The organism is Pseudomonas sp. 102515 (assembly GCF_031085165.1).
Classification (GTDB): domain Bacteria; phylum Pseudomonadota; class Gammaproteobacteria; order Pseudomonadales; family Pseudomonadaceae; genus Chryseomonas.
The window spans coordinates 23,994-47,018 of sequence record NZ_JAVHTY010000009.1; the positions used below are offsets into that span (position 1 = coordinate 23,994).

Here is a 23,025-nt window from a genome sequence, read left to right on the forward strand (position 1 = left end):
CATGTCTGAGATCGCATCCTTTCGGCGCAAACTGGAACCCCTGGTTTCTTTGCTAGACGATCCCGAAGTCTCCGAGATCGCTATCAACGGGCCGGGTAACGTGTGGGCGGGCTATCGCAGCAGCCGGTTCATGCGTCCGGTTGCTTGCGAGGGCGTGACGCTGCCACTGATCAAGTCGCTGGCCGATCTGATCGCCGCGCATACCGATCAGGAGGTCAGCGCCTATACGCCGATCCTCTCTGGTCGGATCCCCATCAATCTCGACGATGGGGTATCGGAAAATGAGCGCGGCGACTATCGCGTCCAGGTCGTACTCGCCCCGGCTGTAGAACAGCACATTGGCGGGATCGTCTGTATCCGGAAGCCAGGTCGCAAGCAGATATCGCTGGATGAATACGAGGCCATGGGGGCGTTCGATTTCATCAACCAGCCGCGTCAGCCCGCCGAGTACGGCGACGATCACCTGGTAGAGCTCTACCGGGCCAAGCGCTGGAAAGAGTTCTTCAAGGGCATCGTAAAGGCTCGCAAGAACATCATGATCTCGGCGGGTACCAATGCCGGCAAATCCACGTTCCTGAACGAGCTGCTGCAGCACGTAGACCTTAGCGAGCGGCTGGTAACCATTGAGGACACGCGGGAGATCAAGGCTCCAGGTGAAAACGTCGTCCACCTGATCTATTCACGCGGTGGCCAGGGCAAGGCGAGGGTGACGCCGTTCGATCACCTCGAATCCATTCTTCGCCTCACGCCCGACCGGGCAATCATGGGGGAGCTTCGCGGAGGCGAAGCCTTCCCGTTCCTCGAACTGCTGAACACCGGCCACAGCGGCTCGATGTCCACCATCCACTCCGACTCCCCGGACCTGATGTTCGACCGCCTTGCGTCGATGGCATCCCGTGGCGGTGCCGACATGAGCAAGAGCCAACTCATCGAGTTCTCCCGTCAGCTCATCGACGTGGTTATCCAGTGGGAATACGGCTTCGATGGCCGCCGCATCATCACCGAGGTGCAATATGCAAAAGCTGCCTAAATTGACCCTGGCGATGCTGTTCGCTGCGGGCCTGCCTGCCCTGGCCTCAGCCGATGAAGGCCAACCAATGCGCTTTTCCGAACTGGCGGCCAAATGCGCGCCTTCGGTGCACCCTTCGACCCTGAAAGCGCTGGTCGGCAATGAATCGACCTTCAACCCCTATGCCATCGGCGTTGTGGGTACGCACCTGGCACGTCAGCCGCAATCGCTGGGTGAAGCCATAGCAACCGCCCAGCAGCTAGAACGCCAGGGCAAACGCTTCTCGATGGGCCTTGGCCAGCTACTGGTCACCAACATGCGAGCGAAGGGGCTGGACTACCCGGCAGTCTTCGAACCTTGCCGTAACCTGCAAGCCATCAGCGAACACCTAGCAGCTGACTACAAGAAGGCGCTGGCCACCAGCAGCAGCGAGCAAGAGGCGCTGCGCAAGGCCTTTTCCATGTACTACAGCGGCAACGAACTGCGAGGGTTCAAGCCGGATCATCCGGGTGAACCTTCCTATGTCGAGAAAGTGGTCACTCGGGCTCTAAACCCCTCGGCAGATGATCCGATTGTGCCTGCCGTAGAGGGCGCAGAAGCGGCAGAACCCATTTCCGCGGTAGCGGAGCAGGCCCCAGCTCGAACAGCTCCCCAGCGCGCTCGTAGGGCCGCTGAGCAGCAGGAGGGGCCATGGCTCACCTTTACGGACGACAACGGCCAGGCTCTGGCTGCTAGTCAGCAGCAAGCTCCCCAGCCCCAGCCCCAACAAGCCGAACAACCGCAGATCCAGGTCCAGCTGAATACCGACGCTGATCCAGTCGATGCGCCGCGTGAATTCCAGCGCTTCCAGCCTACCGCGCCGGCTCCCGTCCAGCGCGAGGTCCAGGCTGCCCAAACCGTGGCAGAGCAGCGCCCGGCTACCCCGTCCTTCATTCAAATCGTCAACTGACTTCTCGCATGCGAGAAATGGAGCGTCTATGAGCATCAAGACCGCGATCCTCGCCGCAGCACTGATCCTGGCCAGCAGCGCCTATGCCGATCAGCCGACCTCTCCGGATTACAGCTACGGATCCAAAAGCGACTCGGACGCTTGCGGCGCGACGCTGTGCCTGTTGGGCATGTCCCGCGATGGTGACTGCGACAAGTACGTCACCCGCTATTTCAGCATCGTTCGTACGAAGCATGGGAAATTCAGCCCCTCTCGCACCTCCGAGGCGCGGGGGGACTTCCTGGCCCAATGCGTCGAAGACAAAGCCAGCGGCAAGCAGGCAAACGACAAATGGGGAGGCTCCAAAGGTGGGTTCTAAGCTAGCAGCCATCAAGTCCCTTGCCCTGATCGCATTCCTGGCCACGGGCATGCCGTATGCGCTCGCTGATCAGCAGCCAGCGGAAAGCAAGGCCCCGGTTCTGATCGATGGGGCTCGCCGGATCGAGGTTGGATTTTCTCCGGAAGGATCGGCCCTTGCCCTGGTGCTGCGCTCGATCAGCGCAGCGACCAATTCGATACGCCTATCCGCCTACATGCTGACCAGTCCCGATGTGGCCAAGGCCTTGATCGAGGCCAAACAGCGCGGCGTGGACGTGGCGATTGTGGCCGACCACGACGGCAATCTCGAAGGCGGCGCCGCCCGAGCTGGCCAACATGCGCTAACGCTGCTGGCACGCGCCGGCATCCCCACACGTACCGTTAAGGTGTACCCGATTCACCACGACAAATTCATGGTGCTCGACGGAAAGGCGGTCGAGACGGGCAGCTTCAACTACACGGCTGCAGCAGCAAAGAGCAACAGCGAGAATGCCCTGGTGGTCTGGAACGATGCCGATCTCGCTGAGCAGTATCTTCGCCACTGGCAAAGCCGGTGGGACAAGGGACAACCGTTCAAACCCAGCTATTGAGAGGTATGCGTATGGACAAGCAAAGCAGCGAGCCAACCACCTTCCAGCTCTTTCAGAAGGGCAAGGATCCGCAGGCATTCACGGATCCTCGCCAAGCAGGCGCAGCCTGGTTCAAGGCTGAAATGTCCGACAAGTCGGTTATCACGGTGCAGAAAGGTAACGGGCCAGCGCGGGTATACGCACAGGTGGGCAAGGAGGGCGCCCAGTACGTCAAGGATCTGCCATTCGACAACATGCCAGGCGCTGCCGACTTCAAGGCCTCTTTCAAAGACGCCCTAGAGCGACACAGGACTGAGCGAGCTGGGGCAGCTGCCGGCAAGGCGACAGATTCACAGAGTCTGTCCAAGCCGATGGACATGCCGGTAATTCGAGCCGCTGAGCGTGGCCACACCTATGAGGGGAAGATCGTCGGGTTCCAGAACAACAAGGTCATTCAAGCCGTCAGCGAAGGCCAGAAGACCTATCACGTTGCCCATGATCGAACGGCGCTGAGCAGCGCGAAAGCGGGCCTCCTGCATACCGGAAAGGATCTCTCCATCCGGTATCCTTTCGCGGGTGTCGGCATCGTCCAGGAACGCCAGCTGGAACGCGAGCGGAAGGCCCCGGCCCTGCAGCCCAAGTCACTTGGAGGCAAGGGCTTCTGACGCTGCTAACCCTCCAAAAAAGCCCCGCAGATGCGGGGTTTTTTTCATACACGACGCCGCGAGTGCCGTTAATAAGTCCGGTGACGTGTAGCCCCCTGGGATTTTTGGGAACGCTCCACATGGAGCTCTCGACTCTTGGCGGCATTGTCCAGCGACCTTTCTAAACGCGCTGTCAGCGGGCCCCATGATTCATACGGCGGCTGAAAGCTCCCCTCAAGGTCAAACCTCTGAACACAAATCATGCCCAGTCGAATGCTTTTCTCAGCAGCATGCATGATTCCATTGAACACATTGACGGCGAGCTGCCCCTCACGCTGCCACCAGTCGTTCACATAATTGGAAAGCTCATTCAACGAGTCGTAGTAGCGGATAAGTGCAATGGCCTTGTCGCCCGACAGGTCACGCATTAGCGGCGTGTTTGGATAGAGGGTCGGCAAATAAGGCCGGAAGTCCGCCTGCTGATCGTTAGGAAAAGCACCATCCGCACACGATTCGGATACGAAATTAACAGTCGCCCGATCCAAAATGTACTGGGCCCGCTCGATTGTGCGCATCAACTCCGGAGCGAGCGCAGCTGATGCGTCAGTTTGCTTTTTCGCCTTTTCCTCTGAGTCAGTACGACGTTTATTGAACTCGGTGACCCAGGTGCCCAGAAGCGCTCCCCCAGCTCCAAACAAGGAGCCCGCGAGCGGCGCGACGTTCGACCACAAGGCAAGGCCACCACCTCCAAACAGGAGGACAGAGACAATCAGATGTGGGTTCTGCTTGATGATTAGCAAATCGGTGATTCCTTGATCTAAGACCAGCAGATTCATGCAGGTACTATCGCTGGTCCAAAGGTGATAGTCCCTGACTCACTCAAGCTCTCGCTTGGCCGCCGCTTACGCCATCCAGGCCCGTCCGCCGCTTGCGTTCCAGTCCAGTGAGCCGAGCTTCTACCAGTATTCCGGATTGCTTAGCTGCTCAAGAACTGAGTTGATGCAGCATCCTGCGTATCTCTCCGGCATCGATCTCACAGCGCATACCCTCAAAAAGGTCAACCACACCTTGCCCCTGCAGGGCCTGGTATACCTCCTCGCCAAAATCAGTGCGCTGCTTACAGTTCACCATCGCTCTGCTTGGCTCCGTTTTAGCTGCGTTCTCGATCAACCCGATATCTTCCAGCTCTATCGAAATAGAATTTGCAAATTCAGCCGCCTCTTTCCACGGCGGCCCCACGACAAGACCGGCAGCTTTGTTCTCACGGTAATATTCGGTGACCACAATCTCGGGGATAAAACTCTGCCGATTGGATGCGCTGCCCAACAGACGCTTGATCAATTCCCACATCTTAAAATCCATCTGATTTCTCCTATCAGTTAGCTGCACGATTTCCAGCATCGCGCCCGTTTAGGTTCTCGCTTGGCCACCGCTTACGCCATCCAGGCCCGTCCGCCGCTTGCGTTCCAATCCCGCCTGGCCGTCTGCCACTGTGCGAGGTTGTAGGGGTTCACGTCTTTGCTTTTCCCGATCCTGCTGCAGGGACAACGCCGTGGATTTGTCGTAGCGTTTGGCGATCGCAGCGGGTAGCCCACTGATCGAATCAGCGTAAACGCGGGCTTCGAGTCGAGCCCGGCTGATGGCGACATACCAGAGGTTTTGCGAGGTCGTCCGGCTCTTGGTATTCAGCGAGATCATGACCCGATCATTCGTCAGGCCCTGGGCGCTGTGCACCGTTGCCGAATAGGCATGCTCCAGGTGCAAGGGCCTATTGGTCGGAAGGCTGACCGTCCGCTCGGGTTGGCCGTTCACCTCCTTGATCGATGCCAACTGCACCACGCCATTCTCGATGCTCGTCACGCGCATACGTTCGCCGTTGGTGAGATCAAGCTTCGGATCCTGACGGTTGATCCGAATGAGGTCGCCGACCGACAGCTCGGGCTTTTCCAGCTTGTACACGCTGAGCTTGGTGGCCTTGCGGGGATTGAACTCGTAGCGATTGCCGCTGCGGTCTTTGACCACCAGCACGTTACCTGGCAGCGCCTGGTCTACCACGTACAGCTCGCCCCGGGTCAGGCCAGCGGCCTTGTAGTCCTTCTCGGGCTGGATGACCATTCCCTGCTTGTAGCTAGGGGCATACCGACGCTCTGCTTCGGTGGAATCAACCCGGTTGAGGGTCTCGAACTCCTTGCCTTTGCCCGACAGGCCGAGCGCCTTGCGGGCCATCTGGTTGATCTCCTTTCGATCCTTGTTGGTGCCGGCGACGATCAGCACCTCTTTCCGCTGCTCCGGGGTCAGGGCGATGTAGTCGCGCACGATTGCCTGGTGCCGGTCCGAGGCTTGCCGCAGTTCTTCGACGTGCTGCAGGTGCTGCAGCGCCTGGGCGGGCTTGCCATCCGCCGCGTACTGGACGGCCCGCTTCAATTCTGGATCCTTCTGCCGCTGGATCTCCTTGATTCGGGCCGTCTCCATGCCGTTGTGCTGCAGCTGCGCGAAGGGCTTGCCGGCTTCAATGGCTTCGGTCTGCTTGGTGTCGCCCAGCTGGATCAGGCGCGCACCCGTTTGCTCGACCTCTCGCATGAGCCGTTCCATCTGGCGGGCACCGACGACACCGGCCTCATCGAGAATGACGATGGTCTTGTCATCGAGGGTCTTGTTCTTGGTGTTGAAGAAGCTGGCCAGGGTATGGGCATCCAATCCCTCGTTCTTCAAGGCGGTGACCTGGTTGCCATAGGGTGCCAGCGCGACGACGCGATAGCCCGTCAGCTGCTGCGGGTCGCGGGTACTCATCGCCGTGTTCACAGAGTCGATCAGCTGCACGGCCCGCTCGACCGAATAGGTCTTGCCCGTGCCGGCGTCACCCTGGATTCCAACGAATCGATTGTTTGTCCCGACGATCACCTCCACGGCCTGGTACTGGCCAGCGGATAGGGTGGACCCTTGGAGCGCGCTCGCAACCTGCTCCTTGGTCATCAGGGGGGCGACCTGGCCACGTCCAGCGCGCTCGATGGCAAGTATCGCCTTTTCCCGCTTCAACGCTCTCTGTGTGGTGTACCGCTTGCCGGTCACCTCCAAGGAACCTCGCTTGATGGCCATGTCCACGTATTGACGGGACTGCTTCTCCGACCAGCCTTTCAGCTCCTGCAGGTGAGCGCGCCATCCTGCAGGCGAGAGTGCCGGCGAGTCGGCATCGCCGCTGGCCATCCGGTAGGTGGGGGCAGATTCGATCAAGGTCCCCTGCTTGACCAGCCGGCGTATCTCGTCATCGACCTGATCCGGCGTCGCAAGGCCGATGGCCCGGCGCAACGCGACAGTCCGCAAGTCGTGATCGCTTACCACTTGCTCACGCTCGGTCAGATGGTTGATCGCGTACTGGACCACGGCCTGGCCGGGGGTGATGCCTTCCGGCAGGCTGTATTCCGCCTGGCCCTTGGCGGATCTGGCCGCGTACTCGCGATTGTCGAGGTGACTGCGCGAACCAAAGTCGATGCCTAGCTCTCGCGCCTTGGTAACCCAATATTCCTTGACCAGGTGCCGGTCGCGCTCGTCCTTTCGCGGACGGGTCGCCATGGCGATGATCTGCTTCTCAAGCGGTGTAGCATCAAGCCGGGTTTTTCCGTCCTTGGCGAGGGCTTCCTCGATCACCTTCGAGCGGCTGGAGAACGCTTCGATCTGCTCGCGGGAGATATGGGCCAGCTCGAAGTTGCCCTGGTTGTCCAGAACCCGAATCCCATAGCCCAGCGCTCGCAACTCCTGGGCGAGGATGCCCTTGTACATGGCATCGATCTGCGGCTGGATCTTGTAGATGTCGTCGTTCCGCAACGCCCGCCATTTGCCATCGGATCGCCGCGTCATGTTCATGACCACAGCATGCGTGTGCAGCTGCGGATCCTTGGCCCTGCTCATTTCATGGCGAAACTTGCCCACGACAAGGTTTCCGGAGCGCTCCACCATCGACTTGCCGTCCACCTTCTTGCGGGTCTGAGCCAGGCGCTCGACTTCCTGCATGCTGCGGGTCACAGCGCGGTCGTGCGCGGCGATCACATCCTTGTCGCCGGCAATCAGGGACTGCATGGATACCGATTTTGGAGCCGAGAACGTCAGGTCCAGGCCCATGCGACGGGTGCCGGTTTCCTTGTCGAAGGTCTTGGCCATCCGCTCGCCGTTCGGCAGCTTGCCGTCGAGCAGCCGTGCAAGCTCCTTCTGGTCGATTGCACCCTCTAGGCCCAGCAGGTCAGCCCCGATGCCCTGCCATTCGCCTGGGGCCTCCTTGGCGTAGTAGTCGTCAGCGCTGGAGAAATACCCTGCAGCTGCATACTGGTTATCGCCTTTGATCAGCGTCACGTTGAACATCGGGGCACCTCGTCAGGCAGCAGCCTGGCCTAGAACAATGGCCGGCGCGCGCTCTTTGTAGTCAACGTGGGGTGATTTGATCTTGGTGATCGGGTAGTCCTCGGCGAATTTGACGTACGCCTCAAGGTCGTTGAGGTTGGAGATTTCCGAGTCCATCACCACCGGCTCCGACTTGATTTCCTCGGCCCTGGTCTGCTTGCCGGCAGACCACGATCTGCGGAAACGCTTGACCTCGTGGTTGCCCAGGATCTCCCGGGCCTGGTCGGCGTTCTTCGCGTTCGCCGCCGCCAAGATGACGTAGTTTCGGAAGCACGAAAGCAGGGTTTCCGCATCGTCCCGGCCATAGCTCGCATTCAATTGCGACCAGTCCTGCAGGCTGCCAACCATGCGCAATCCATGTTTCCGGCCCTTGGTCGCGGCAGGAACGAAGCTCTCCAGCTTGCCCAGCGATTGCAGCTCATCGAGGAACAGCCATAGGCGTTTGCCTGTCATGGGCTCCGAACTCAGGATCGTCGCGCAGATGGTGTCGATCCAGGTGGCCACCAGCGGGCGCATGGTGTCGCGCATGTCTTCCCGCCAGGTGATGAAGAGATTGCCGGCGTCCGGATCGTGAACCCACTGATAGAGCGAGAACGCGCCCTTGGTCATGTAGCGCAGTGGGCGGACGTACTTGTTGATCATGAACTGGATGCTGGCAATCGCCTTTTCCGCGTTGTCGCGGAAATAGCCCTCCGAATCGGTGTTGGCCAGGAACGCCCGGACGGTCTCTCCGTCTTCGCGAACCAGCAGGTTCACCAGCGTCTCCTGGTCGGGGTTGTTGGTCTCCATCAGCTTGCGCATGGTGTCGGCGATGACGTTCCGTGCGTACTCGCACCATTCCTCGCTGCTCGGGTCGATCTGCGGAGGCACGATGGACTTGGCCATGCGGTTGAAGTCATGGACGCCACGGATCTCGTTGAAGATCGACCAACCGACTGATCGGGCATCGAAGGGGTTGAGCACGTAATCCCCTTTGAAGCTGAATTTGGACAGGAACGTGCCGTTCGGGTCCACGACCGCCATGCGGTCGCCGCGCTTGAGCGCGGAGGCCATCATTCCCTCCATCGTCACGGATTTACCGGCGCCGATGGACGCGCAAATCATGGTGTTGCGGTCTTCCAGGTGCAGCGGCATCGGGAGTTTGCCGATCATGATCGGCTCAAGCTTCTCCAACCCCTTCTTGCGACGTTCCCTGTTGGTCTTAGCGTTCCGCGCATTGACCTTGCTTTTGACGTGGTGCCAGTTGCGGATGCGAGATCCGCGCAACCACATCTGGAAGCGTTCCCCCCTGAATCCGTCGTCGCAATACTCGTACAGGTAGTAACAGAGGCCCGCGGCTGCCACGGAGGTTGCAATGGTCGCGCCGGTGACGACTGGGTTGTGCCAGCCGTTGTGCAGCGTCTCTCTGAATGCCGCAGGGAACGGGGTCAAAGGCAGCCCCGCGAAGTGAATGCCTCCCAGCCAGCCCGCCAGCGGCAGACCAAATCCGGCTGTCATGACGGCGGAATCGACCTCTTGTTTGTGCATCAGTCTTCTCCAGTCAGTCGCTCGATATCGTTGGCCAGCTCCGGCAGCAAGACCGCCAGGGCATCCTCGGCACCGTCCAGGTGCTGCAGCTGGGCACGCAACTCGTTCACTTTTCCCTGGGTCACGTTTTGCCGAATCAGGTAGATGGCCACCGTGAGAATTGCCCGGTTGCGGGTCTGCTCCTGGGCGATGCTTTCCAGCAATCCGAGCATCCGTTGCTGCTCGGCCCAGTCCTCAACGCCTGGCCTGTGTGCCCCCTTGTCCGTGGCCAACACGCGGTCGCGGATGTATGCCGAGAGGTGCTTGTAGCCAGCCAGTGCGGCGGCTTCTTCTACCCGGGCCAGCTGCTCGGTATTGAATCTGATGGGTACTGTCCGGCCCACGCTGCTCCCTCAATTAGCTGTGAAAAAAATGGCGATTTTCAGAGGTAAAGGTACAGGACAGCGTATGTAATGCAAGTGTGATACACATAAACCCTTTATTTATGCTAGTTGCGTGCTATTTTGTAATACAGCTGTATCACAGTGATTTTCGGGTCTACTGGTCTGCAAGCCGCAGCCTACGCGGCTTTCACCTCCCGACCGGGAGGTGCGTGTTGTGTATTGAGACTTTGACCCTGTTAAGGGTTGAAGTTGATGCTCTTGTTAAGGGCGTTTTCAGTACCTAGGCCGAAGGCCGTAGAGCCAGAAGGGGAGGGGAGTGCAAAAGGGGTGCAGATGAGACGCAGGTAGAAGGCAGAAGAGGTGCAGATTGACTACAATAGGGAGACAAGTAGCATGCAATAGAGATGCAACAAGGGTGCAGGTAGGGTGCAAAATGGCAGGCAAGGACATTGAGGCAGCATTGATGGCTGTCGAACCAGAGACCAAGGCAGCAAAAATACGCCAGGTCATGCCGGTGATTGAAAGGCAGTTGAAGGCAGGGGTGACACGCAAGGCGATCCTGGAAGTGCTCAAAGCGCAGGGGATCGAGGTGAGCATGGACACGCTCAAGAGCTACCTATATCGGCACCGGAAAGCACAACGGGCGGATGCTGATCAGAAGCCAGCATTACCAGTTGGCCAACCTGAAAGCCAAGCGAAGCCAGTAGCCTCAGCACTAACAGACAGCTGCAGGGAATCAGAAGAGACGGGAGCTGTATCGTACGATACAGATGCAAAAACCGAGGCAGCTCCACAGGGCCATTTTGGACCTGCAGAACTCAGCAAGCTCATGAATCCCGGGGACGATCAGAACGCCCTGGATCTGGACAAATACGAAAGCGCAGCACGTAGCTCAAGGAAACGCAGATGAGTAAAACAGTCATCGTCAACTTCACCGGAAACTCCGGCAAAACCACGCTATCGGACAACCTAATCTGGCCGCGGAATGGCGGACTACGGTTCGCAGTCGAGACCATCAACGCGGGCGCGGCTGATACTGCAGCCGAGATCGAGCGCTTGAAGGGCAAGCAGTTCGGCGAACTGTCGGAGGTGCTGCTGACCGAGGAAAACGTGGTGGTCGATGTGGGGGCATCGAACGTCGAAGACTTCTTCAAATTCATGGGCCAATACGACGGCTCCCACGAAGACATCGATTACTTCGTGATCCCAGCCGTACCGGAAAAGAAGCAGCAGGTGGACACGATCAACACGATCAAGACGCTCTCTGCCCTGGGCGTGCCGGCAAAGAAGATCCTGGTCGTCTTCAACAAGGTCCAGATCGAGGACGCCGACGATGTTCCGCAGACGTTCTCGGCGCTGTTCGGCTTCCATGAGGTGGAAAAGAAATTCACCCTCAAGCGGGATGCCGTGGTGTTCTCGAACGAGGTATTCGAGCGGCTGCGCGGGTTGAAAATGAACGTAGGCGAGGTGCTGGCCGATACGACCGACTACCGCGAGAGCCTGCGCGCTGCGACCGATGAGGCCGACAAGGAGCATGCCAAGCGCATGATCTCGGCCCAGCGGCTGGCCAAGTCGGCCTGGCGCAACCTGGATCAGGTCTACGCGACCCTCTTCGGCAAGGGGAAGTAGCCCATGGCCAAGGATCCGACCACGGCCCGGGAGGCGATGCTCGGGCAGATGATGGATGACTTCGATGTCATCGTGCGTCGGCTTGAGGAAGTCGATGCCGCGTTGGCAGAGAAGATCAGCCAGGCTGTTCGAGACGCCGCCGGCAAGGCCCTTTTGCAGTCGCAGATGAACTTCGAGTCGATGATGAGCGAGCAGCGCAATGCCCTGGTACAGGCCGGGCGCGAGGCGGCGGCAAGGATCGGCAACGAGATCAACCGCAGCACGGCTAGCCTGGTCACGGCACAGGCCGAGCGCCGCGCCGTTGGCTTCTCGGCGCTGTTGCTGGCCGTAGGCGCAGCGCTGGGCGCGGCCCTGATGTTCATTGCCGTGCGTGGCGGATACTTGGGTTGAAGTAGGGGGATCCACCCCCTTTTTTCGTGTGTGTCTGTATCGTACGATACAGACACCAAACTGTATCGTTCACCCTACCTCCCGCGCATGAGTATTCAACCCGGGTGGTTCTCGCATGCGAGAAAGGAGGCCCCATGGCCGGCACGGCAAGTCAGCTGCTGTACGACGAAATCGAAGCGGCCTATGACTGGTTCAATGAGCGGCTGTATGACGGAAAGCTGCCAGGCTGCATCTTCACGCTGCAGCGCAAGGCGAACACATTCGGGTACTACTCGGAATCTCGCTTTCTGCGCCGAAACGGCACCGGCAAGAGCGATGAGATCGCGCTCAACTGCGCGTATTTCGCCCATCGCAGCATCAAGAAAACGCTCTCCACACTGGTGCATGAGCAAGTTCACCAGTGGCAGGCCCACTTCGGTAAACGCTCTCGCGGCGGATATCACAATGCCGAGTGGGCGGACAAAATGGAGTCCATCGGGCTCATGCCGTCCGACACGGGTGAACCTGGTGGTCGCCGTTGCGGCCAGCAGATGACGCACTACATCATCGAGGGCGGCCCCTTCGATTTGGCCTGTGATGAGCTGATTGAAAGCGGGGCGATGCTGTCGTGGATCGATGTCGTCACCCAGCGCGTCCCCATGTCGGCAACCCAGCTCTTTGGTCCAGGCGGCGAGCCTGTGCCCCAGCCAGAAGACCCGACGATTGATATTCCGGCGCTCACGACTGCCGGCCTGATCCAACCGTCTTCCAGGCCCGAGGATCCGAAGAACAAGCGCAAATACACCTGCCCGAGCTGCCACCTGAATGTGTGGGGAAAACCGGGACTGAGTGGGAAGCTGCAGTGTGTCGAATGCGAAGTCCGGTTTGTCGAACCCAGCGAGTTGGTTGAAGTGCCCCTCGACGATGACGATCAGCCGGACGCGGACGACTGAAACGCGCGTCCGCCGTCAGAATCTTTCGCCGTGCGGATCCAAGGGTGCAGCCCTTGGTCGCCGAAGGCTTCTTCTCCGCTGCAGCGGCTCCACGGAAAAAATCGGCCAGTGAGCGAGGCCCCAGCAAGGGCCAGTAGCGAGCGGTGCCGTTGTCCACGGGCCAGGCGCGCTCCATCGCCTGGGCGGTGGGCAACGGCAGGGCGATTTCCTCGGCCAGGCCTCGATGCTCGATTGGAGCCGCTGCAGCGACTGGCCCGCCAGGGGTAGCCGCTATCGCACTTGATTACTCGGGAATGCGAGAGAGTCGATCCGGCCGTGAGGCCGGAAAATGGATGATTTCCTGTGCCGTACGATAGAAAACGCCCAAGTCGAGTGAGATCCGAGCCCCTGGGCGAGGCTGGCCACCCTCGATCTTGCGCAGCGGCGCTGATCTGCCCGGGCCTGGTCAGCAGCTGCTGGCCAGCCTGGCGCGCAGCGTGAGATCCGAGCCCCTGGGCGAGGCTGGCCATCCTCGATTTCGCGCAGCGGCGCCTATCTGCCCGGGCCTGGTCAGCAGCAGCTGGCCAGCCCGGCGCGCAGCGTGAGATCCGAGCCCTGGGCGAGGCTGGCCACCCTCGATCTCGCGCAGCGGCGCCGATCTGCCCGGGCCTGGTCAGCGGCAGCTGGTCAGGCCGGCGCGCAGCGTGAGATCCGAGCCCCTGGGCGAGGCTGGCCACCCTCGATTTCACGCAGCGGCGCCGATCTGCCCGGGCCAACTGGTGGCGTCACCTGGTATCCCTGGTGGTGAGGTGGATCATCCTGCAAACAACGGATTCCGTGTGCCGTACGATAGAAAGCAAGCGGAGCGCGCAGGCCGAAGGCCGGAGGCGTGAGGATGGAAGCCCGAAGGGCCAAGACCCGGCGCGCTCTTTGCCGGGGCTTGGTTCACGACAGCCGACCCCCGAAGGGGGCACGCCCGGAAGCGGGGCCAGGATCGCAGGCGTTGCAACGTGATTGCTGGCGTTGAAGCCTTACAGCTCAATGCCGGTGTGTTTTTCGATCTGCTTCTTCGCGAAACCCTTCGCCAACTGACCCAAAAGCTCCAGTGTGAAGGCACCAGCTTTTTTCGCGCCGTCTCGGGTCATTGCCCATACCTCCTCGTCTCTGACCGAATCAACGAAATCGTGGCCTTCGCCGGTGAGAGCGCGGAAGTAAAAAAATCCGAACGTGGGGCGGGATCCTCCGGTATCAATCCATCGATTTTCGACAATCAGCATGTAGTGATACTCGACTTGCTCAGGCGTATAGCCTTCGATTGGAAAGTCTTCCCCGATGTGAGGCGAGCTGATTATGGCGCCGGGGGATTTGTCCCAATCCTCCAGTTTCAACATGATCACGCGAATCAAATCCATATCTCTGCGCATGGTCAGATCCTCCTAGACGTTCGGCGCCTTGGGCTGCGGGTAGGGCTTGGCCATCTCCCTGACCTGCTCGGCCAGCTCGGGGGGCAGCCACACCAGAACCGGAATGAGTTCGCTCGCGCCCTGCTCTTCCAGGATCGAGCGCACCCGCTTGACGGCGGCATGCGCGTTTTGCCGGGAAATGCCACGGGCGGTGGCCACGTCCTGAATCCGCTGGCCGTCCACCAGCACGGCTTTGGCTATCTCGACGGTCGCGATGGCCAGGCGCCGGGACGCGAAAACGGGCGCGATCTCCTTCCACTGCTCTTCGGTGTAAATCGGCTGCATTCAGTCGGTTCCTTGGGGTCAGTTATCGATCAGCCGCGGCTGATCTCGCCGTATACGTTGCCATATCTCGGCATGGGTGATGGTGGGCAAGGCAAGAAACGACCAGTATTGCCCTTTTGCACGGGCGTACACGCGCACCAGGTCGCCGATTTCTCGGCCCTGCAGGATGAAACTGTCGCCGGCGTCGCCGGCGTGGAAGTCGAGCACTTGGCCCCGGCTGAGCGCGTAGTCGTAGCGCGATTCGGTGACACGCTGCGGTCGCGTTCCGTGGGCGTTCTCCTGGGCCTGCAGGAACTCCGCTTCGTCGCCCAGTACCGCGCCTGGGTGCCTCACTCGGATCTCCTGCAGCATGAGCCAGCTGCAACGTGCGGCCCACGCATTCGGCGCGATTTCGCGGGCGTAGTCGATGATGGCGGTCTGTCCGGGTACATAGAAAACTTTTTGCATGGCGGCGCTCTCCCTACATGAGGAAGACCGGGCGCACTGCGCCCGGTCGGTTGCGATTACGCGGCTTGGCGCAGGTGCTGGGCCAGTACCCACAGGGCGCGGTTGAGCTTCACGTCCTGATCAATGCCGGTGACGGCGCGGGTAGTGGCGCGGCGGCCTTGCTTGGTGCGACCTCGCAGCCCGCCCTTGATGGTGTTTTCCTGTACGCGGTTGAAGGTGGACCAAAGGTCGCTGGCTGCATCCTCGCGGCGACGCGGGGCCAGCAGCTGGCTGGCAGTGACCGGCGCCGGTCCCTCGGCGGGATCGTAGCGGTAGGCCAGGGCCGCTTCGGCGAAGGCGTGCTGCAGGTCGCCGCCCAGCTGGACCTCCTTCATGGTCTCGCGCTGATCCTCGATCAGTGCGAACTGATTCAGCACTTCATAGGCGCCTTCGATGACCTCGCCGATGACGTTATGGCGCCCGCTGTGACGGACCTTCTGATCCATCGCCGCATCGCCCAGTACCAGGCCATTCGCGCAGACGAAGCGGAAGCAGCCGCCCATCATCTGATAGCTGCTGGTGCCGTCGTGGCTGTTCAGCAGAATGATTTCGTTCGCCTCCTTGGCCACGATGGTGTTTGCGTGGCGCAGGCGGATCATGTGCTTGGTGTGCTCGCGCTTGCCGCTGTTGCGGACGCGGGTCTGGCAAGCCATGAACGGCATGAACCCTTCGCCGCGGAGCGCTTCGAGTACGTCAACGGTGGGAATGTAGCGGTAGCGATCGGAGCGGCTTTCGTGCGCTTCCTCGGCAAAGATCGAGGGGGCCACGGTGGCGATTTCCTCATTCGAGAGCGGACGATCACCACGGATCATGCAGGGGTTACGGAAGTTGCTGGATAGACGCATTGTGAATCTCCTTCGCGATGTGCCCGGAGCGGTTGCCGCCGCTGGTTCCAGGCTGTCGAGCGGGATTGCTTCGACGGGATTAGTATCGCAAAAGGACGCGCCTAAGTCAACTATTAGTCAAATCCAATTTTACCATTTATCAGATATAGAAAGACCCGGTTTCCCGGGCCTCGTCTGACTGGGTTTCGACTGCCTTAGTCGAGATCGCCGCAACCACGCGGGCAGCAATCGAAGTCCAGGCCGTGGCAGCAAATGCCCACAGCGGCGTTTTCCTGCAGTAGTTCTTCAACCTCCCTGGGAGACATATAGCCGTATGCCTCGCGGGCATACTCGAACGCGGGTGCCACCCCGTCCGCATGTTCGTCTGTGCCGAACTCGTCGTTCATGCTGGAGCAAAAGGCTTGGTGAACCATCCCGTCATAGGTAGGGAAACGCTCGCAAGCTGCGCCGTACAGAGCCTCTACTCTGCGCTCCAGCGCCTCAATGCCGCTGACTCCTGGCCAGATTTTCCGGGCGAATCCCAAGAGATCGCCGGCAGTGAGCCAGTTGCTGACGCTGCTGATTGGAGCCTGGGCAGTGATAGTCATGTGAATCTCCTTCGCGATTTGCCCGGAGCGGTTGCCGCCGCTGGTTCCAGGCTGTCGAGCGGGATTGCTTCGACAGACTCAGTATCGCAAAGGGCTGATTCTGTGTCAACTATTAGTCAAATCCGATTGTACTAATTATGTTTCTCGCACGCGAGAATTTGGACTCCAAGGTTGCAGCTTGCGCGCTCTGCCGATCTGCTTTAATGCCGAGGTTTGGGCGCGGGAAACAAACGCTTTTCAGCAGCGACCGCGTAGCGGTTGCCTCCTTGCTCTTGGGAATGGAGTCACCCCCCTGCTCGGAGGATCTGCTCGGCAGCCATCGGTAGGACGCGGTAAGCCCGGACTATCCAGAGACAGGCCGCGTGCAAGGGGTCGTGGAATACCGCAGGGCGCTCGCGACCGAGGATATGCCGCGAAAGCCCCTTGCAGGCAAGGACTGGCGGCGGATAGGCCATTGGGGCGTCCGCTTCCTGCCGATGGCAGCTGAGCCCGCACAGGGGTAGGCCGGAACGACCGGCAAGCGGAGCGCGCAGGCCAGGGGCCGGAGACGTGAGGATGGAAGCCCGCAGGGCCGAGACCCGGCGCGCTCTTTGCCGGGGCTTGGTTCACGACAGCCGTCCCCCGGAGGGGGCACGCAAAGCCCTGGATCCTCCACGGCTGAGGTGCCACAGATTGAAGGCTGATTCAGGCCGAGCGCAGCTTCGGAAACTCGTTGGCCAGCGTCGGGCGGTCCGACCTCATCATGCTCCGGATGCCCCTTTCGAGATCATCCCGGCTAAGGCCCCACGATATCGCCAAGGCCCCTCGGATCTCCTCAACGGTAGCCGTCCGCAGCCAGGCCAAAACGTCTTGGTAGGGCTGGCCGCGTCCCTCGTTTCTGTCGTCCATGTCGAATCCTTAAATGTCCTTATCGTCGTCGTCCCCGCACAGCGAGCGGCACTGCTCTGCGCGGCGTAGCAAGTCGTCGCCATCCTCGGCGCAGAGGGAGGCAGCACCCTCGTACAACTCTGCTGCTGAATACCATTCTTTGCGTTGCTCGGCCAACCGTGCAGCTTCGTGAAGGGCCAGGCTAGAGCGTTGGGCTTTACTCAAGGTGAGGTCGCGGAACATGGTCGTTCTCCTTCGCGTGCCCGGGGACGGTTGCCGCCGTCGGGTCCCGGTTGGTGGTGTGCCCCGCACGGGGGCACGGTCGTCAAGCTACGTTTTCATGGGCGCTGGCCAGCGAGAGGCTGACAGCGATAGGGCGCACCCATACGGGCGTGCTGCTGAGCAGGAAGGTCTCCCCTTGCTTGGCCAGCAAAAGGGTTTGTGCCATGACTCCGGCGATAGCCTCGGCAGCTTTCGGCGGGACGGCGTTACCGATCCGCTCGCACCATGCCTGATCGCTCAGGCCATCCAGTTCGAGTTGTTCTTCCGGATCGACCAGGCTTTGCAGCGCTGCCTTCTCCAGCGTGGTGAACGGTCGGTGCCAGGTGCCATCGAGGCTTCTGATAACGCAGGTCAGTCGATCACTGGCCGCCGGCATGCGCGGATCGGCAACGCTCCAGCGTCCGTTGTCGAGGCGCGCCCTGGCGGAGACGGCTCCGGCTGTCTTATCCCACGGCACGACGCCGTAGTGGCCGCCTGTGAGGTAGGCGTCGCCCTTCACGCGGCGCAGGCCGGTGCGCGGATCCTGAACAGCGAAAGCGCCCTGCCCTGTCGTGCTGCCGGCGATCACTGTCCGGGCCGAGCCGGTCCAGCGGGTCACGTTGTACTTCCCGTGGCCACCAGCTGCGCCGCGAGGATCTGCGACGCTAAAGGTGCCCTGCCCTGGCGACTTGATGCCGATGATGGCGCCGGTCGGATCGGACCAGCGCCGTACGCCATATTGCTGGTACTGGGCGGCGCTCGCGGGACTGCGTGGATCCGCGACAGAGAATGCACCGTTGGTGGGGCCTGTCTGGCCAGCGATGGTGCCCACGGAATCCTCCCAGCCGCGCACACCGAGATAACCCGAATAGGCTTCCGGCACGATCACGAAATCACGCAGATGGCCATCTTCGACGGCCAACTGGTCGAGGCTCCGCCAATCCTTGCCTGCCTCTACCAGGGCGAGCCTGACCCATGTTTTCCATTGGAGCGCGGGAATACGGTGCATGGGACCGGCGCGCTCGATGTCGCCAGGCAATGGCATGCGGCCCAGCAGCGAGCCGACAGATTGCAGCGTTCGCTTTTCGGGTTCGTAGAGGAACGGCGGCACCTTCTCGACGTGGCGAGCCACCAGCAGGAAGCGTTTACGGTGCTGGGCCAGGCCGCCCAGCTCGCCGCAGTCGTGGGTGGTCTCGTTCACGGCGTAGCCGAAGAAACTCAGTACCTGGGCGATCTGGTCAAGCAGGTGACGACCTCGGGTGGCCAGGCGCGGCACGTTCTCGAACACGATCAAGCTGACCGGGTTGTGTTGCCAGGCTTCGCACATGAGCCACACACAGCGCAGCGTCAGTTCGTTGAGCGCCTGATACTTCGGCGTCTGGCTCAGGGTCTCGGACAATAGACCGGAGGCACCTTTGCAGGGGCTGCTGATGAACACCACATCAGGATCTTGGAAGCCCGCTGCGCGCCGAATGTCTGCCGGTGTCGCCTCCCGCCATTCGGCAGGAGGTTCCTTGCCGTGAAAGTCGGTGTATTGCTCGCGGGTGAAGAGGTCCATTTGGGTGCCAGGCACGCCGGCAATGCGGCCGAAGTCGCGCAGCGCGCCGGGGTTCACGTCCACCCCGCCGATGCAACGCCAATCGGCCTGGAGGTGGCCGACCACTTCCCTGTTCTGGTTGAAGCCTTTGGCGCCACCTCCGATGCCACAGCAGAAGTGAAAGTGCTTGAGCACATATCTTGTGAGCATGATCGTCTTCCGTCACGGGTGCCCGGACGCAGGGTCCGGGCAGGCTGTGGGTCACAGGGCGCGGGCGGTTGCCTTGGCCATGTCGCGGAAAATCTCGGCGTGCAGCTCCAGCGGGAACTCGGCCAGGACTTCGCGCTGTCCGGTCGTGTTGCGCAGCGCGACGACGGTGTAGAGGGTCACGGAAGACGGGATTTGCCCTGGGCGGGTCTGAAAGGAGGGTTCAACGGCGAAGCCGTTGAATTCGCGAAGCTGCGCGGCTTCGCTGAAATAGATCAGGTGGGTTTCGGTAGCCATGGTGGATCTCCTTCGCAATGTGCCCGGAGCGGTTGCCGCCGCTGGTTCCAGGCTGTCGAAGCGGAATTGCTTCGACGGATTCAGTATCGCAAAGGCTTGAACAAAAGTCAACTATAAGTCAAATCCGTTTTGACTAATAATCTTAAGCCCATAGTTCCAGTTGCTCGACCTCGATGCTCACAGTGGGGATCACCTGCGACCGGGAGTCCAGCGCGTTGTCCGGATCTCGCAGGGTGTCGGACAGCCTGGCGAACCGTGCTCGATCCCCCTCCCCGCGCTTCACGTTGAATGCTTCATCCACCACGCCATTGATCCTGGCCCACTGATTCCAGGCGAAGCTACGGCCCAGCCCTACCGTTGTCGTCGTGCTGGGAAAGCTGTCGGCATTTCGCACCAGGTCTTCCCATGAGGCGCCGAACTCCACCGCGTCGAATCGGCTGTGCTTGCCGGTGAGTGCCTGCCGCTCCAGAAGCAAGGCCCGCTCCAGCAATTGGGGATGATGGGCGGCCAGCCAGTACAGCTCCCAATGCTTGGACGCGGGACAGAAGAAGCACGCCGACTTGATCGGCACCCGGTCGGCGCCGAGGGCCTGGGTGATGGCTCGCACGCAATGGCGGCGAGCCCAACGGATCAGTTGCAGCGGATAGACATAATCGAAGTCGGCATCCGCTGGCTTGAGGCACTGCGAGCGTCGCAGGTCAGCCCTTCCGCAGTCGTAGCCGATCAGCTTGACGATCCGTTGGCCGGTTGCTGTCGCCTGCTGCCAGAGCGGGTGCGGGGCTCGTGCGTTCGGCCCGGAGCGAGCGCCTTTGATGAACTGGTCCTGTGGCACCTGCTTCCACTTCACCGAACAGGATTTCATGCCAAAGGCGAGGCTGGGCAAGGTCTCGTTGGCCATACAGTTGCCGTAGAGATCCTGGTAACCCGTCGTCGGCTTGGGCACCTTCCGGCAGACGCTGACGGTCGGCCATCCCCAGCCACGCAGCACAGTATTCATCGCCTCGACATGGGCCAGGGTTTCCGGCTTCTCGGCGCCGGTGTCGGCAAAGGTGATGAGGTCGGGCCGCAGGCCCGCTGCGTGCAAGGCAACGAGCATGGCGGTCGAATCCACACCGGATCCGAAGCATACGGCCAGGAGCCGGCCAGCCAGCGCCGTGTGCAGGGTTTCGATTTGGTCCAGGGACAATACGGGCTGAGCGCCGTCCACCGGACAGCCGCGGCTAATCGCGTTCATGGATGCTCCTTCGCGGTGCCCGGGCGGTTGCCGCCGCTGATCCGGGCACTGGGGGTGGTTTACTGGGTGTCGTCGCCTTCGAGTTCACTCAGGCTGGGTGCCAGGTCGATGACCGCAGGTCCATCGGCAGGGCCTGTCACCTCGAATACGCAGGCGCTTCCAGGCTGACCCGCTGCGATCTCCGATTTGAAGTAGGCCAGGGCGCAGGCCTCGGCGGCGGCCAGGTGGTCGCCGTCCACGTCGATGTCAATTTCCCAGACCACGCGGTAATGGGGCATTCGGGGGATCTCCTTCGCTAGGCCGGGCGGTTGCCGCCGCTGATCCGGCTTGTGGTTATTCGCCTTTGAAGTACCCGGCGCGCTGCTCCAGCTCGCGGGCAATCAGCTCATCCGCGAAGAGCGGTGCCTGCTTGTCTATGCGCCGCGCTAGGTTTTTTCGCCTTACTCGCGCTTTGGCTTCCACGCTCCAGCGCTTGCCGGTTTCGGTGCCGGGAAAATCGAGACAGACGCCGTAACCCACTGGGCGAGACTCCCACGCGGCGCGCATCGCTTCTGGCATTCGCTCGCCGGCTGGGGCCTCGATCACCAGCAGCTCAAATTCCCCCGGACACGGAACGTGCCGCAGGCACCACCGCAACGAGTAGCGCCACATCAGCGGCGCTATCGGCTGGGCTGGGGACGCCATCAATCGAGATCCCACTTCGCCTGGTCGTATCCCGCGAGCTTGCTCATGGCCGAAAGGCGAAGGCCATGCAGCGTGAGGAAGGCGCTGGTGGTGTAGTAATCAGGATTCTGCTCGGACTGGTACTCAAGGCAGCTCATCAGCTTGAGGACTTCCACCGCCGAAGGCTTGCGGACCGTTTCGTCCAGCTCGAACCGTTCGGCTTGGAGCGTTTCACGCGGGTAACGGTGCTGCACGGAGCGGATGTTCTCGTCCAGCAGCTGCTGGCCCTGGCTGGTGAGGATCTGGCGAGTGGCGTCGTCCGGCTTGCCGACGCAAGCAAACATGACGATGGCGGAAATGTGGCTTTGGCTGACGACGTAGGCGCTCATGAAATTCTCCTTCGCGATCTGCCCGGAGCGGTTGCCGCCGCTGGTTCCAGGCTGCCGAGGCGGTATTGCTTCGACGGATTCAGTATCGCAAATGGGCACCCGCATGTCAACTATTAGTAAAATCCGAATAGACATTTATTTTACTTCTCGCATGCGAGAATCTTGCTAGATTGTGATTTATAAGCTACAATTGTCTCATGAAAACGATTAAACAAACCGCCACTTTCAGGAACTGGGAACGTAAGCTGAAAGACAAGCAGGCGAAAGCAATCATCGCTGCGCGGGTCTTTCGGGTTGCGAACGGATTGCTCGGTGATGTCCAGCCAGTCGGCCAGGGCATCAGCGAACTCCGCATTCATCATGGTCCCGGCTATCGTGTGTATTTTCAGCAGCGCGGGGACCAGCTGGTCCTGTTGTTGTGTGGTGGAGACAAAAGCAGCCAAGCGCGGGACATCGAGACCGCCAAAGCACTGGCCAGCCAGTGGAGTGATGACGAATGAAAGAGAAAATTTTCGACTACGATCCCGCCGATGCCCTCACGGACCCGGCGTCCATCGCTGTCTTCCTGGAAGACGCTTTCGAGACTGGCGACGCCGCCTACATCGCCAAGGCCCTGGGCGTTGTCGCCCGTGCCAAAGGGATGGGTGAGATTGCCAAGGAATCGGGCTTGTCCCGTGAAAACCTGTACCGCTCGTTTTCAGAAAACGGCAATCCGACCCTGAAAACCATGTTGGCCGTCATGCAGGCTGTCGGCCTGGATCTGACCGCCCGCGTCCATATCACTCCAGCACACTAACGGGCGGCCTGACGCGCAGAAAATCGAGACACCGACGCGCTTGGCCCTTGCCGTTTGCTGCTCTTGCCGATCTGCTTTAATGCCGAGGTTTGGGCGCGGGAAACAAACGCTTTTCAGCAGCGGCCGCGTAGCGGTTGCCTCCTTGCTCTTGGGAATGGAGTCACCCCCCTGCTCGGAGGATCTGCTCGGCAGCCTTCGGTAGGACGCGGTAAGCCCGGACTATCCAGAGACAGGCCGCGTGCAAGGGGTCGTGGAATACCGCAGGGCGCTCGCGACCGAGGATATGCCGCGAAAGCCCCTTGCAGGCAAGGACTGGCGGCGGATAGGCCATTGGGGCGTCCGCTTCCT

28 protein-coding genes are annotated in these 23,025 nt (G+C 60.9%); 11 read left to right on the plus strand and 17 right to left on the minus strand.

What is annotated here, in order from left to right; genetic code table 11:
* Position 1: 1 nt before the first annotated feature.
* The 5 genes from virB11 to RCF34_RS22295 are packed head-to-tail and all read left to right on the plus strand — an operon-like array spanning position 2 to position 3,549.
* The gene (gene virB11 / locus RCF34_RS22275; protein ID WP_074585195.1) at positions 2 to 1,030 is read left to right on the plus strand and encodes a P-type DNA transfer ATPase VirB11; all 1,029 of its coding nucleotides are present in this window, start codon (positions 2 to 4) and stop codon (positions 1,028 to 1,030) included.
* Positions 1,014 to 1,958, plus strand: coding sequence for a lytic transglycosylase domain-containing protein (locus tag RCF34_RS22280; protein ID WP_308710123.1), 945 nt, complete (start codon positions 1,014 to 1,016; stop codon positions 1,956 to 1,958). Before virB11 ends, RCF34_RS22280 begins: the two co-directional genes overlap by 17 nt.
* A 28-nt stretch (positions 1,959 to 1,986) precedes the next feature.
* Positions 1,987 to 2,316, plus strand: a complete 330-nt coding sequence (locus tag RCF34_RS22285; protein WP_064308189.1) for a TrbM/KikA/MpfK family conjugal transfer protein — start codon at positions 1,987 to 1,989, stop codon at positions 2,314 to 2,316.
* Positions 2,306 to 2,905, plus strand: a complete 600-nt coding sequence (locus RCF34_RS22290; RefSeq protein ID WP_308710124.1) for a phospholipase D family protein — start codon at positions 2,306 to 2,308, stop codon at positions 2,903 to 2,905. The genes RCF34_RS22285 and RCF34_RS22290 overlap by 11 nt, the downstream gene beginning before the upstream one ends.
* An 11-nt stretch (positions 2,906 to 2,916) precedes the next feature.
* A complete protein-coding gene (locus tag RCF34_RS22295) occupies positions 2,917 to 3,549 on the plus strand; it encodes a hypothetical protein (protein ID WP_308710125.1) in 633 nt (210 codons plus the stop codon).
* A 68-nt stretch (positions 3,550 to 3,617) separates the two neighbouring features.
* Here the strand turns inward: RCF34_RS22295 and RCF34_RS22300 are convergent, their stop codons facing one another.
* The 5 genes from RCF34_RS22300 to RCF34_RS22320 form a co-directional block, all read right to left on the minus strand.
* The gene (locus tag RCF34_RS22300) at positions 3,618 to 4,364 is read right to left on the minus strand and encodes a hypothetical protein (RefSeq protein WP_308710126.1); all 747 of its coding nucleotides are present in this window, start codon (positions 4,362 to 4,364) and stop codon (positions 3,618 to 3,620) included.
* Positions 4,365 to 4,512: 148 nt separating this feature from the next.
* Positions 4,513 to 4,890, minus strand: a complete 378-nt coding sequence (locus tag RCF34_RS22305) for a hypothetical protein (RefSeq protein ID WP_308710127.1) — start codon at positions 4,888 to 4,890, stop codon at positions 4,513 to 4,515.
* 48 nt (positions 4,891 to 4,938) lie between these two features.
* Positions 4,939 to 7,881 carry a MobF family relaxase gene (gene mobF / locus RCF34_RS22310; RefSeq protein ID WP_308710128.1) on the minus strand — a complete coding sequence of 981 codons (2,943 nt, stop codon included), beginning with the start codon at positions 7,879 to 7,881 and terminating at the stop codon, positions 4,939 to 4,941.
* A 12-nt stretch (positions 7,882 to 7,893) separates the two neighbouring features.
* Positions 7,894 to 9,447 (minus strand): type IV secretion system DNA-binding domain-containing protein, encoded by a 1,554-nt coding sequence (locus RCF34_RS22315; protein ID WP_257706784.1) that lies wholly within the window; start codon positions 9,445 to 9,447, stop codon positions 7,894 to 7,896.
* Positions 9,447 to 9,830: a hypothetical protein gene (locus RCF34_RS22320; protein WP_308710129.1), complete on the minus strand. Its 384-nt coding sequence runs from the start codon at positions 9,828 to 9,830 to the stop codon at positions 9,447 to 9,449. Before RCF34_RS22320 ends, RCF34_RS22315 begins: the two co-directional genes overlap by 1 nt.
* Before the next feature lie 433 nt (positions 9,831 to 10,263).
* Between RCF34_RS22320 and RCF34_RS22325 the strand changes: the two genes are divergently transcribed.
* From RCF34_RS22325 to RCF34_RS22340, 4 genes are all read left to right on the plus strand, one after another.
* Positions 10,264 to 10,740: a hypothetical protein gene (locus RCF34_RS22325; RefSeq protein WP_308710130.1), complete on the plus strand. Its 477-nt coding sequence runs from the start codon at positions 10,264 to 10,266 to the stop codon at positions 10,738 to 10,740.
* Positions 10,737 to 11,459 (plus strand): StbB family protein, encoded by a 723-nt coding sequence (stbB, locus tag RCF34_RS22330; protein ID WP_064308198.1) that lies wholly within the window; start codon positions 10,737 to 10,739, stop codon positions 11,457 to 11,459. Before RCF34_RS22325 ends, stbB begins: the two co-directional genes overlap by 4 nt.
* Positions 11,460 to 11,462: 3 nt before the next feature.
* The gene (locus RCF34_RS22335) at positions 11,463 to 11,849 is read left to right on the plus strand and encodes a hypothetical protein (RefSeq protein WP_064308199.1); all 387 of its coding nucleotides are present in this window, start codon (positions 11,463 to 11,465) and stop codon (positions 11,847 to 11,849) included.
* 134 nt (positions 11,850 to 11,983) lie between these two features.
* The gene (locus RCF34_RS22340) at positions 11,984 to 12,781 is read left to right on the plus strand and encodes a SprT-like domain-containing protein (protein ID WP_308710131.1); all 798 of its coding nucleotides are present in this window, start codon (positions 11,984 to 11,986) and stop codon (positions 12,779 to 12,781) included.
* Positions 12,782 to 13,791: 1,010 nt separating this feature from the next.
* Here the strand turns inward: RCF34_RS22340 and RCF34_RS22345 are convergent.
* The 12 genes from RCF34_RS22345 to RCF34_RS22400 form a co-directional block, all read right to left on the minus strand.
* Positions 13,792 to 14,184 (minus strand): DUF2513 domain-containing protein, encoded by a 393-nt coding sequence (locus tag RCF34_RS22345; RefSeq protein WP_308710132.1) that lies wholly within the window; start codon positions 14,182 to 14,184, stop codon positions 13,792 to 13,794.
* Between the two features lie 12 nt (positions 14,185 to 14,196).
* Complete coding sequence (locus RCF34_RS22350) at positions 14,197 to 14,508, minus strand: TrfB-related DNA-binding protein (protein ID WP_308710133.1); 312 nt, start codon at positions 14,506 to 14,508, stop codon at positions 14,197 to 14,199.
* 18 nt (positions 14,509 to 14,526) lie between these two features.
* A complete protein-coding gene (locus RCF34_RS22355; protein ID WP_064308203.1) occupies positions 14,527 to 14,955 on the minus strand; it encodes a hypothetical protein in 429 nt (142 codons plus the stop codon).
* A gap of 56 nt (positions 14,956 to 15,011) precedes the next feature.
* Positions 15,012 to 15,839, minus strand: coding sequence for a DUF932 domain-containing protein (locus RCF34_RS22360; protein WP_064308204.1), 828 nt, complete (start codon positions 15,837 to 15,839; stop codon positions 15,012 to 15,014).
* Positions 15,840 to 16,033: 194 nt separating this feature from the next.
* The gene (locus RCF34_RS22365) at positions 16,034 to 16,426 is read right to left on the minus strand and encodes a hypothetical protein (RefSeq protein WP_064308205.1); all 393 of its coding nucleotides are present in this window, start codon (positions 16,424 to 16,426) and stop codon (positions 16,034 to 16,036) included.
* A gap of 897 nt (positions 16,427 to 17,323) precedes the next feature.
* A complete protein-coding gene (locus RCF34_RS22370; RefSeq protein WP_064308207.1) occupies positions 17,324 to 17,536 on the minus strand; it encodes a hypothetical protein in 213 nt (70 codons plus the stop codon).
* A gap of 82 nt (positions 17,537 to 17,618) precedes the next feature.
* Entirely contained in the window at positions 17,619 to 19,301 is a 1,683-nt protein-coding gene (locus RCF34_RS22375) for a DNA cytosine methyltransferase (RefSeq protein ID WP_308710134.1), read from the minus strand.
* Between the two features lie 51 nt (positions 19,302 to 19,352).
* A complete protein-coding gene (locus tag RCF34_RS22380) occupies positions 19,353 to 19,595 on the minus strand; it encodes a hypothetical protein (protein ID WP_308710135.1) in 243 nt (80 codons plus the stop codon).
* 142 nt (positions 19,596 to 19,737) lie between these two features.
* Complete coding sequence (locus RCF34_RS22385) at positions 19,738 to 20,829, minus strand: hypothetical protein (protein WP_308710136.1); 1,092 nt, start codon at positions 20,827 to 20,829, stop codon at positions 19,738 to 19,740.
* Positions 20,830 to 20,888: 59 nt separating this feature from the next.
* The gene (locus RCF34_RS22390) at positions 20,889 to 21,107 is read right to left on the minus strand and encodes a hypothetical protein (RefSeq protein ID WP_064308220.1); all 219 of its coding nucleotides are present in this window, start codon (positions 21,105 to 21,107) and stop codon (positions 20,889 to 20,891) included.
* A 55-nt stretch (positions 21,108 to 21,162) separates the two neighbouring features.
* Positions 21,163 to 21,480: a theronine dehydrogenase gene (locus RCF34_RS22395; RefSeq protein WP_308710137.1), complete on the minus strand. Its 318-nt coding sequence runs from the start codon at positions 21,478 to 21,480 to the stop codon at positions 21,163 to 21,165.
* A 32-nt stretch (positions 21,481 to 21,512) separates the two neighbouring features.
* Positions 21,513 to 21,881 carry a hypothetical protein gene (locus RCF34_RS22400; RefSeq protein ID WP_257706795.1) on the minus strand — a complete coding sequence of 123 codons (369 nt, stop codon included), beginning with the start codon at positions 21,879 to 21,881 and terminating at the stop codon, positions 21,513 to 21,515.
* A 197-nt stretch (positions 21,882 to 22,078) separates the two neighbouring features.
* Between RCF34_RS22400 and RCF34_RS22405 the strand changes: the two genes are divergently transcribed.
* Both RCF34_RS22405 and RCF34_RS22410 read left to right on the plus strand, forming a co-directional pair.
* Positions 22,079 to 22,381: a type II toxin-antitoxin system RelE/ParE family toxin gene (locus RCF34_RS22405; protein ID WP_064308222.1), complete on the plus strand. Its 303-nt coding sequence runs from the start codon at positions 22,079 to 22,081 to the stop codon at positions 22,379 to 22,381.
* Positions 22,378 to 22,677, plus strand: coding sequence for an addiction module antidote protein (locus RCF34_RS22410; RefSeq protein WP_064308223.1), 300 nt, complete (start codon positions 22,378 to 22,380; stop codon positions 22,675 to 22,677). Before RCF34_RS22405 ends, RCF34_RS22410 begins: the two co-directional genes overlap by 4 nt.
* Positions 22,678 to 23,025 lie beyond the last annotated feature (348 nt).

Excerpts from the sequence above, each read along its gene's own strand:
- RCF34_RS22395 (WP_308710137.1), bottom strand. The coding sequence starts at position 21,480 with ATGTGGCGCTACTCGTTGCGGTGGTGCCTGCGGCACGTTCCGTGTCCG.
- RCF34_RS22300 (WP_308710126.1), bottom strand. The coding sequence starts at position 4,364 with ATGAATCTGCTGGTCTTAGATCAAGGAATCACCGATTTGCTAATCATC.
- RCF34_RS22360 (WP_064308204.1), bottom strand. The coding sequence starts at position 15,839 with ATGCGTCTATCCAGCAACTTCCGTAACCCCTGCATGATCCGTGGTGAT.
- RCF34_RS22285 (WP_064308189.1), top strand. The coding sequence starts at position 1,987 with ATGAGCATCAAGACCGCGATCCTCGCCGCAGCACTGATCCTGGCCAGC.
- mobF (WP_308710128.1), bottom strand. The coding sequence starts at position 7,881 with ATGTTCAACGTGACGCTGATCAAAGGCGATAACCAGTATGCAGCTGCA.
- RCF34_RS22340 (WP_308710131.1), top strand. The coding sequence starts at position 11,984 with ATGGCCGGCACGGCAAGTCAGCTGCTGTACGACGAAATCGAAGCGGCC.
- RCF34_RS22355 (WP_064308203.1), bottom strand. The coding sequence starts at position 14,955 with ATGCAAAAAGTTTTCTATGTACCCGGACAGACCGCCATCATCGACTAC.
- RCF34_RS22405 (WP_064308222.1), top strand. The coding sequence starts at position 22,079 with ATGAAAACGATTAAACAAACCGCCACTTTCAGGAACTGGGAACGTAAG.
- RCF34_RS22380 (WP_308710135.1), bottom strand. The coding sequence starts at position 19,595 with ATGGCTACCGAAACCCACCTGATCTATTTCAGCGAAGCCGCGCAGCTT.
- RCF34_RS22315 (WP_257706784.1), bottom strand. The coding sequence starts at position 9,447 with ATGCACAAACAAGAGGTCGATTCCGCCGTCATGACAGCCGGATTTGGT.
- RCF34_RS22345 (WP_308710132.1), bottom strand. The coding sequence starts at position 14,184 with ATGCGCAGAGATATGGATTTGATTCGCGTGATCATGTTGAAACTGGAG.
- RCF34_RS22295 (WP_308710125.1), top strand. The coding sequence starts at position 2,917 with ATGGACAAGCAAAGCAGCGAGCCAACCACCTTCCAGCTCTTTCAGAAG.
- RCF34_RS22400 (WP_257706795.1), bottom strand. The coding sequence starts at position 21,881 with ATGAGCGCCTACGTCGTCAGCCAAAGCCACATTTCCGCCATCGTCATG.
- RCF34_RS22365 (WP_064308205.1), bottom strand. The coding sequence starts at position 16,426 with ATGACTATCACTGCCCAGGCTCCAATCAGCAGCGTCAGCAACTGGCTC.
- RCF34_RS22390 (WP_064308220.1), bottom strand. The coding sequence starts at position 21,107 with ATGCCCCATTACCGCGTGGTCTGGGAAATTGACATCGACGTGGACGGC.
- virB11 (WP_074585195.1), top strand. The coding sequence starts at position 2 with ATGTCTGAGATCGCATCCTTTCGGCGCAAACTGGAACCCCTGGTTTCT.
- RCF34_RS22280 (WP_308710123.1), top strand. The coding sequence starts at position 1,014 with ATGCAAAAGCTGCCTAAATTGACCCTGGCGATGCTGTTCGCTGCGGGC.
- RCF34_RS22410 (WP_064308223.1), top strand. The coding sequence starts at position 22,378 with ATGAAAGAGAAAATTTTCGACTACGATCCCGCCGATGCCCTCACGGAC.
- RCF34_RS22385 (WP_308710136.1), bottom strand. The coding sequence starts at position 20,829 with ATGAACGCGATTAGCCGCGGCTGTCCGGTGGACGGCGCTCAGCCCGTA.
- RCF34_RS22375 (WP_308710134.1), bottom strand. The coding sequence starts at position 19,301 with ATGCTCACAAGATATGTGCTCAAGCACTTTCACTTCTGCTGTGGCATC.
- RCF34_RS22335 (WP_064308199.1), top strand. The coding sequence starts at position 11,463 with ATGGCCAAGGATCCGACCACGGCCCGGGAGGCGATGCTCGGGCAGATG.
- RCF34_RS22350 (WP_308710133.1), bottom strand. The coding sequence starts at position 14,508 with ATGCAGCCGATTTACACCGAAGAGCAGTGGAAGGAGATCGCGCCCGTT.
- RCF34_RS22305 (WP_308710127.1), bottom strand. The coding sequence starts at position 4,890 with ATGGATTTTAAGATGTGGGAATTGATCAAGCGTCTGTTGGGCAGCGCA.
- RCF34_RS22370 (WP_064308207.1), bottom strand. The coding sequence starts at position 17,536 with ATGTTCCGCGACCTCACCTTGAGTAAAGCCCAACGCTCTAGCCTGGCC.
- RCF34_RS22325 (WP_308710130.1), top strand. The coding sequence starts at position 10,264 with ATGGCAGGCAAGGACATTGAGGCAGCATTGATGGCTGTCGAACCAGAG.
- stbB (WP_064308198.1), top strand. The coding sequence starts at position 10,737 with ATGAGTAAAACAGTCATCGTCAACTTCACCGGAAACTCCGGCAAAACC.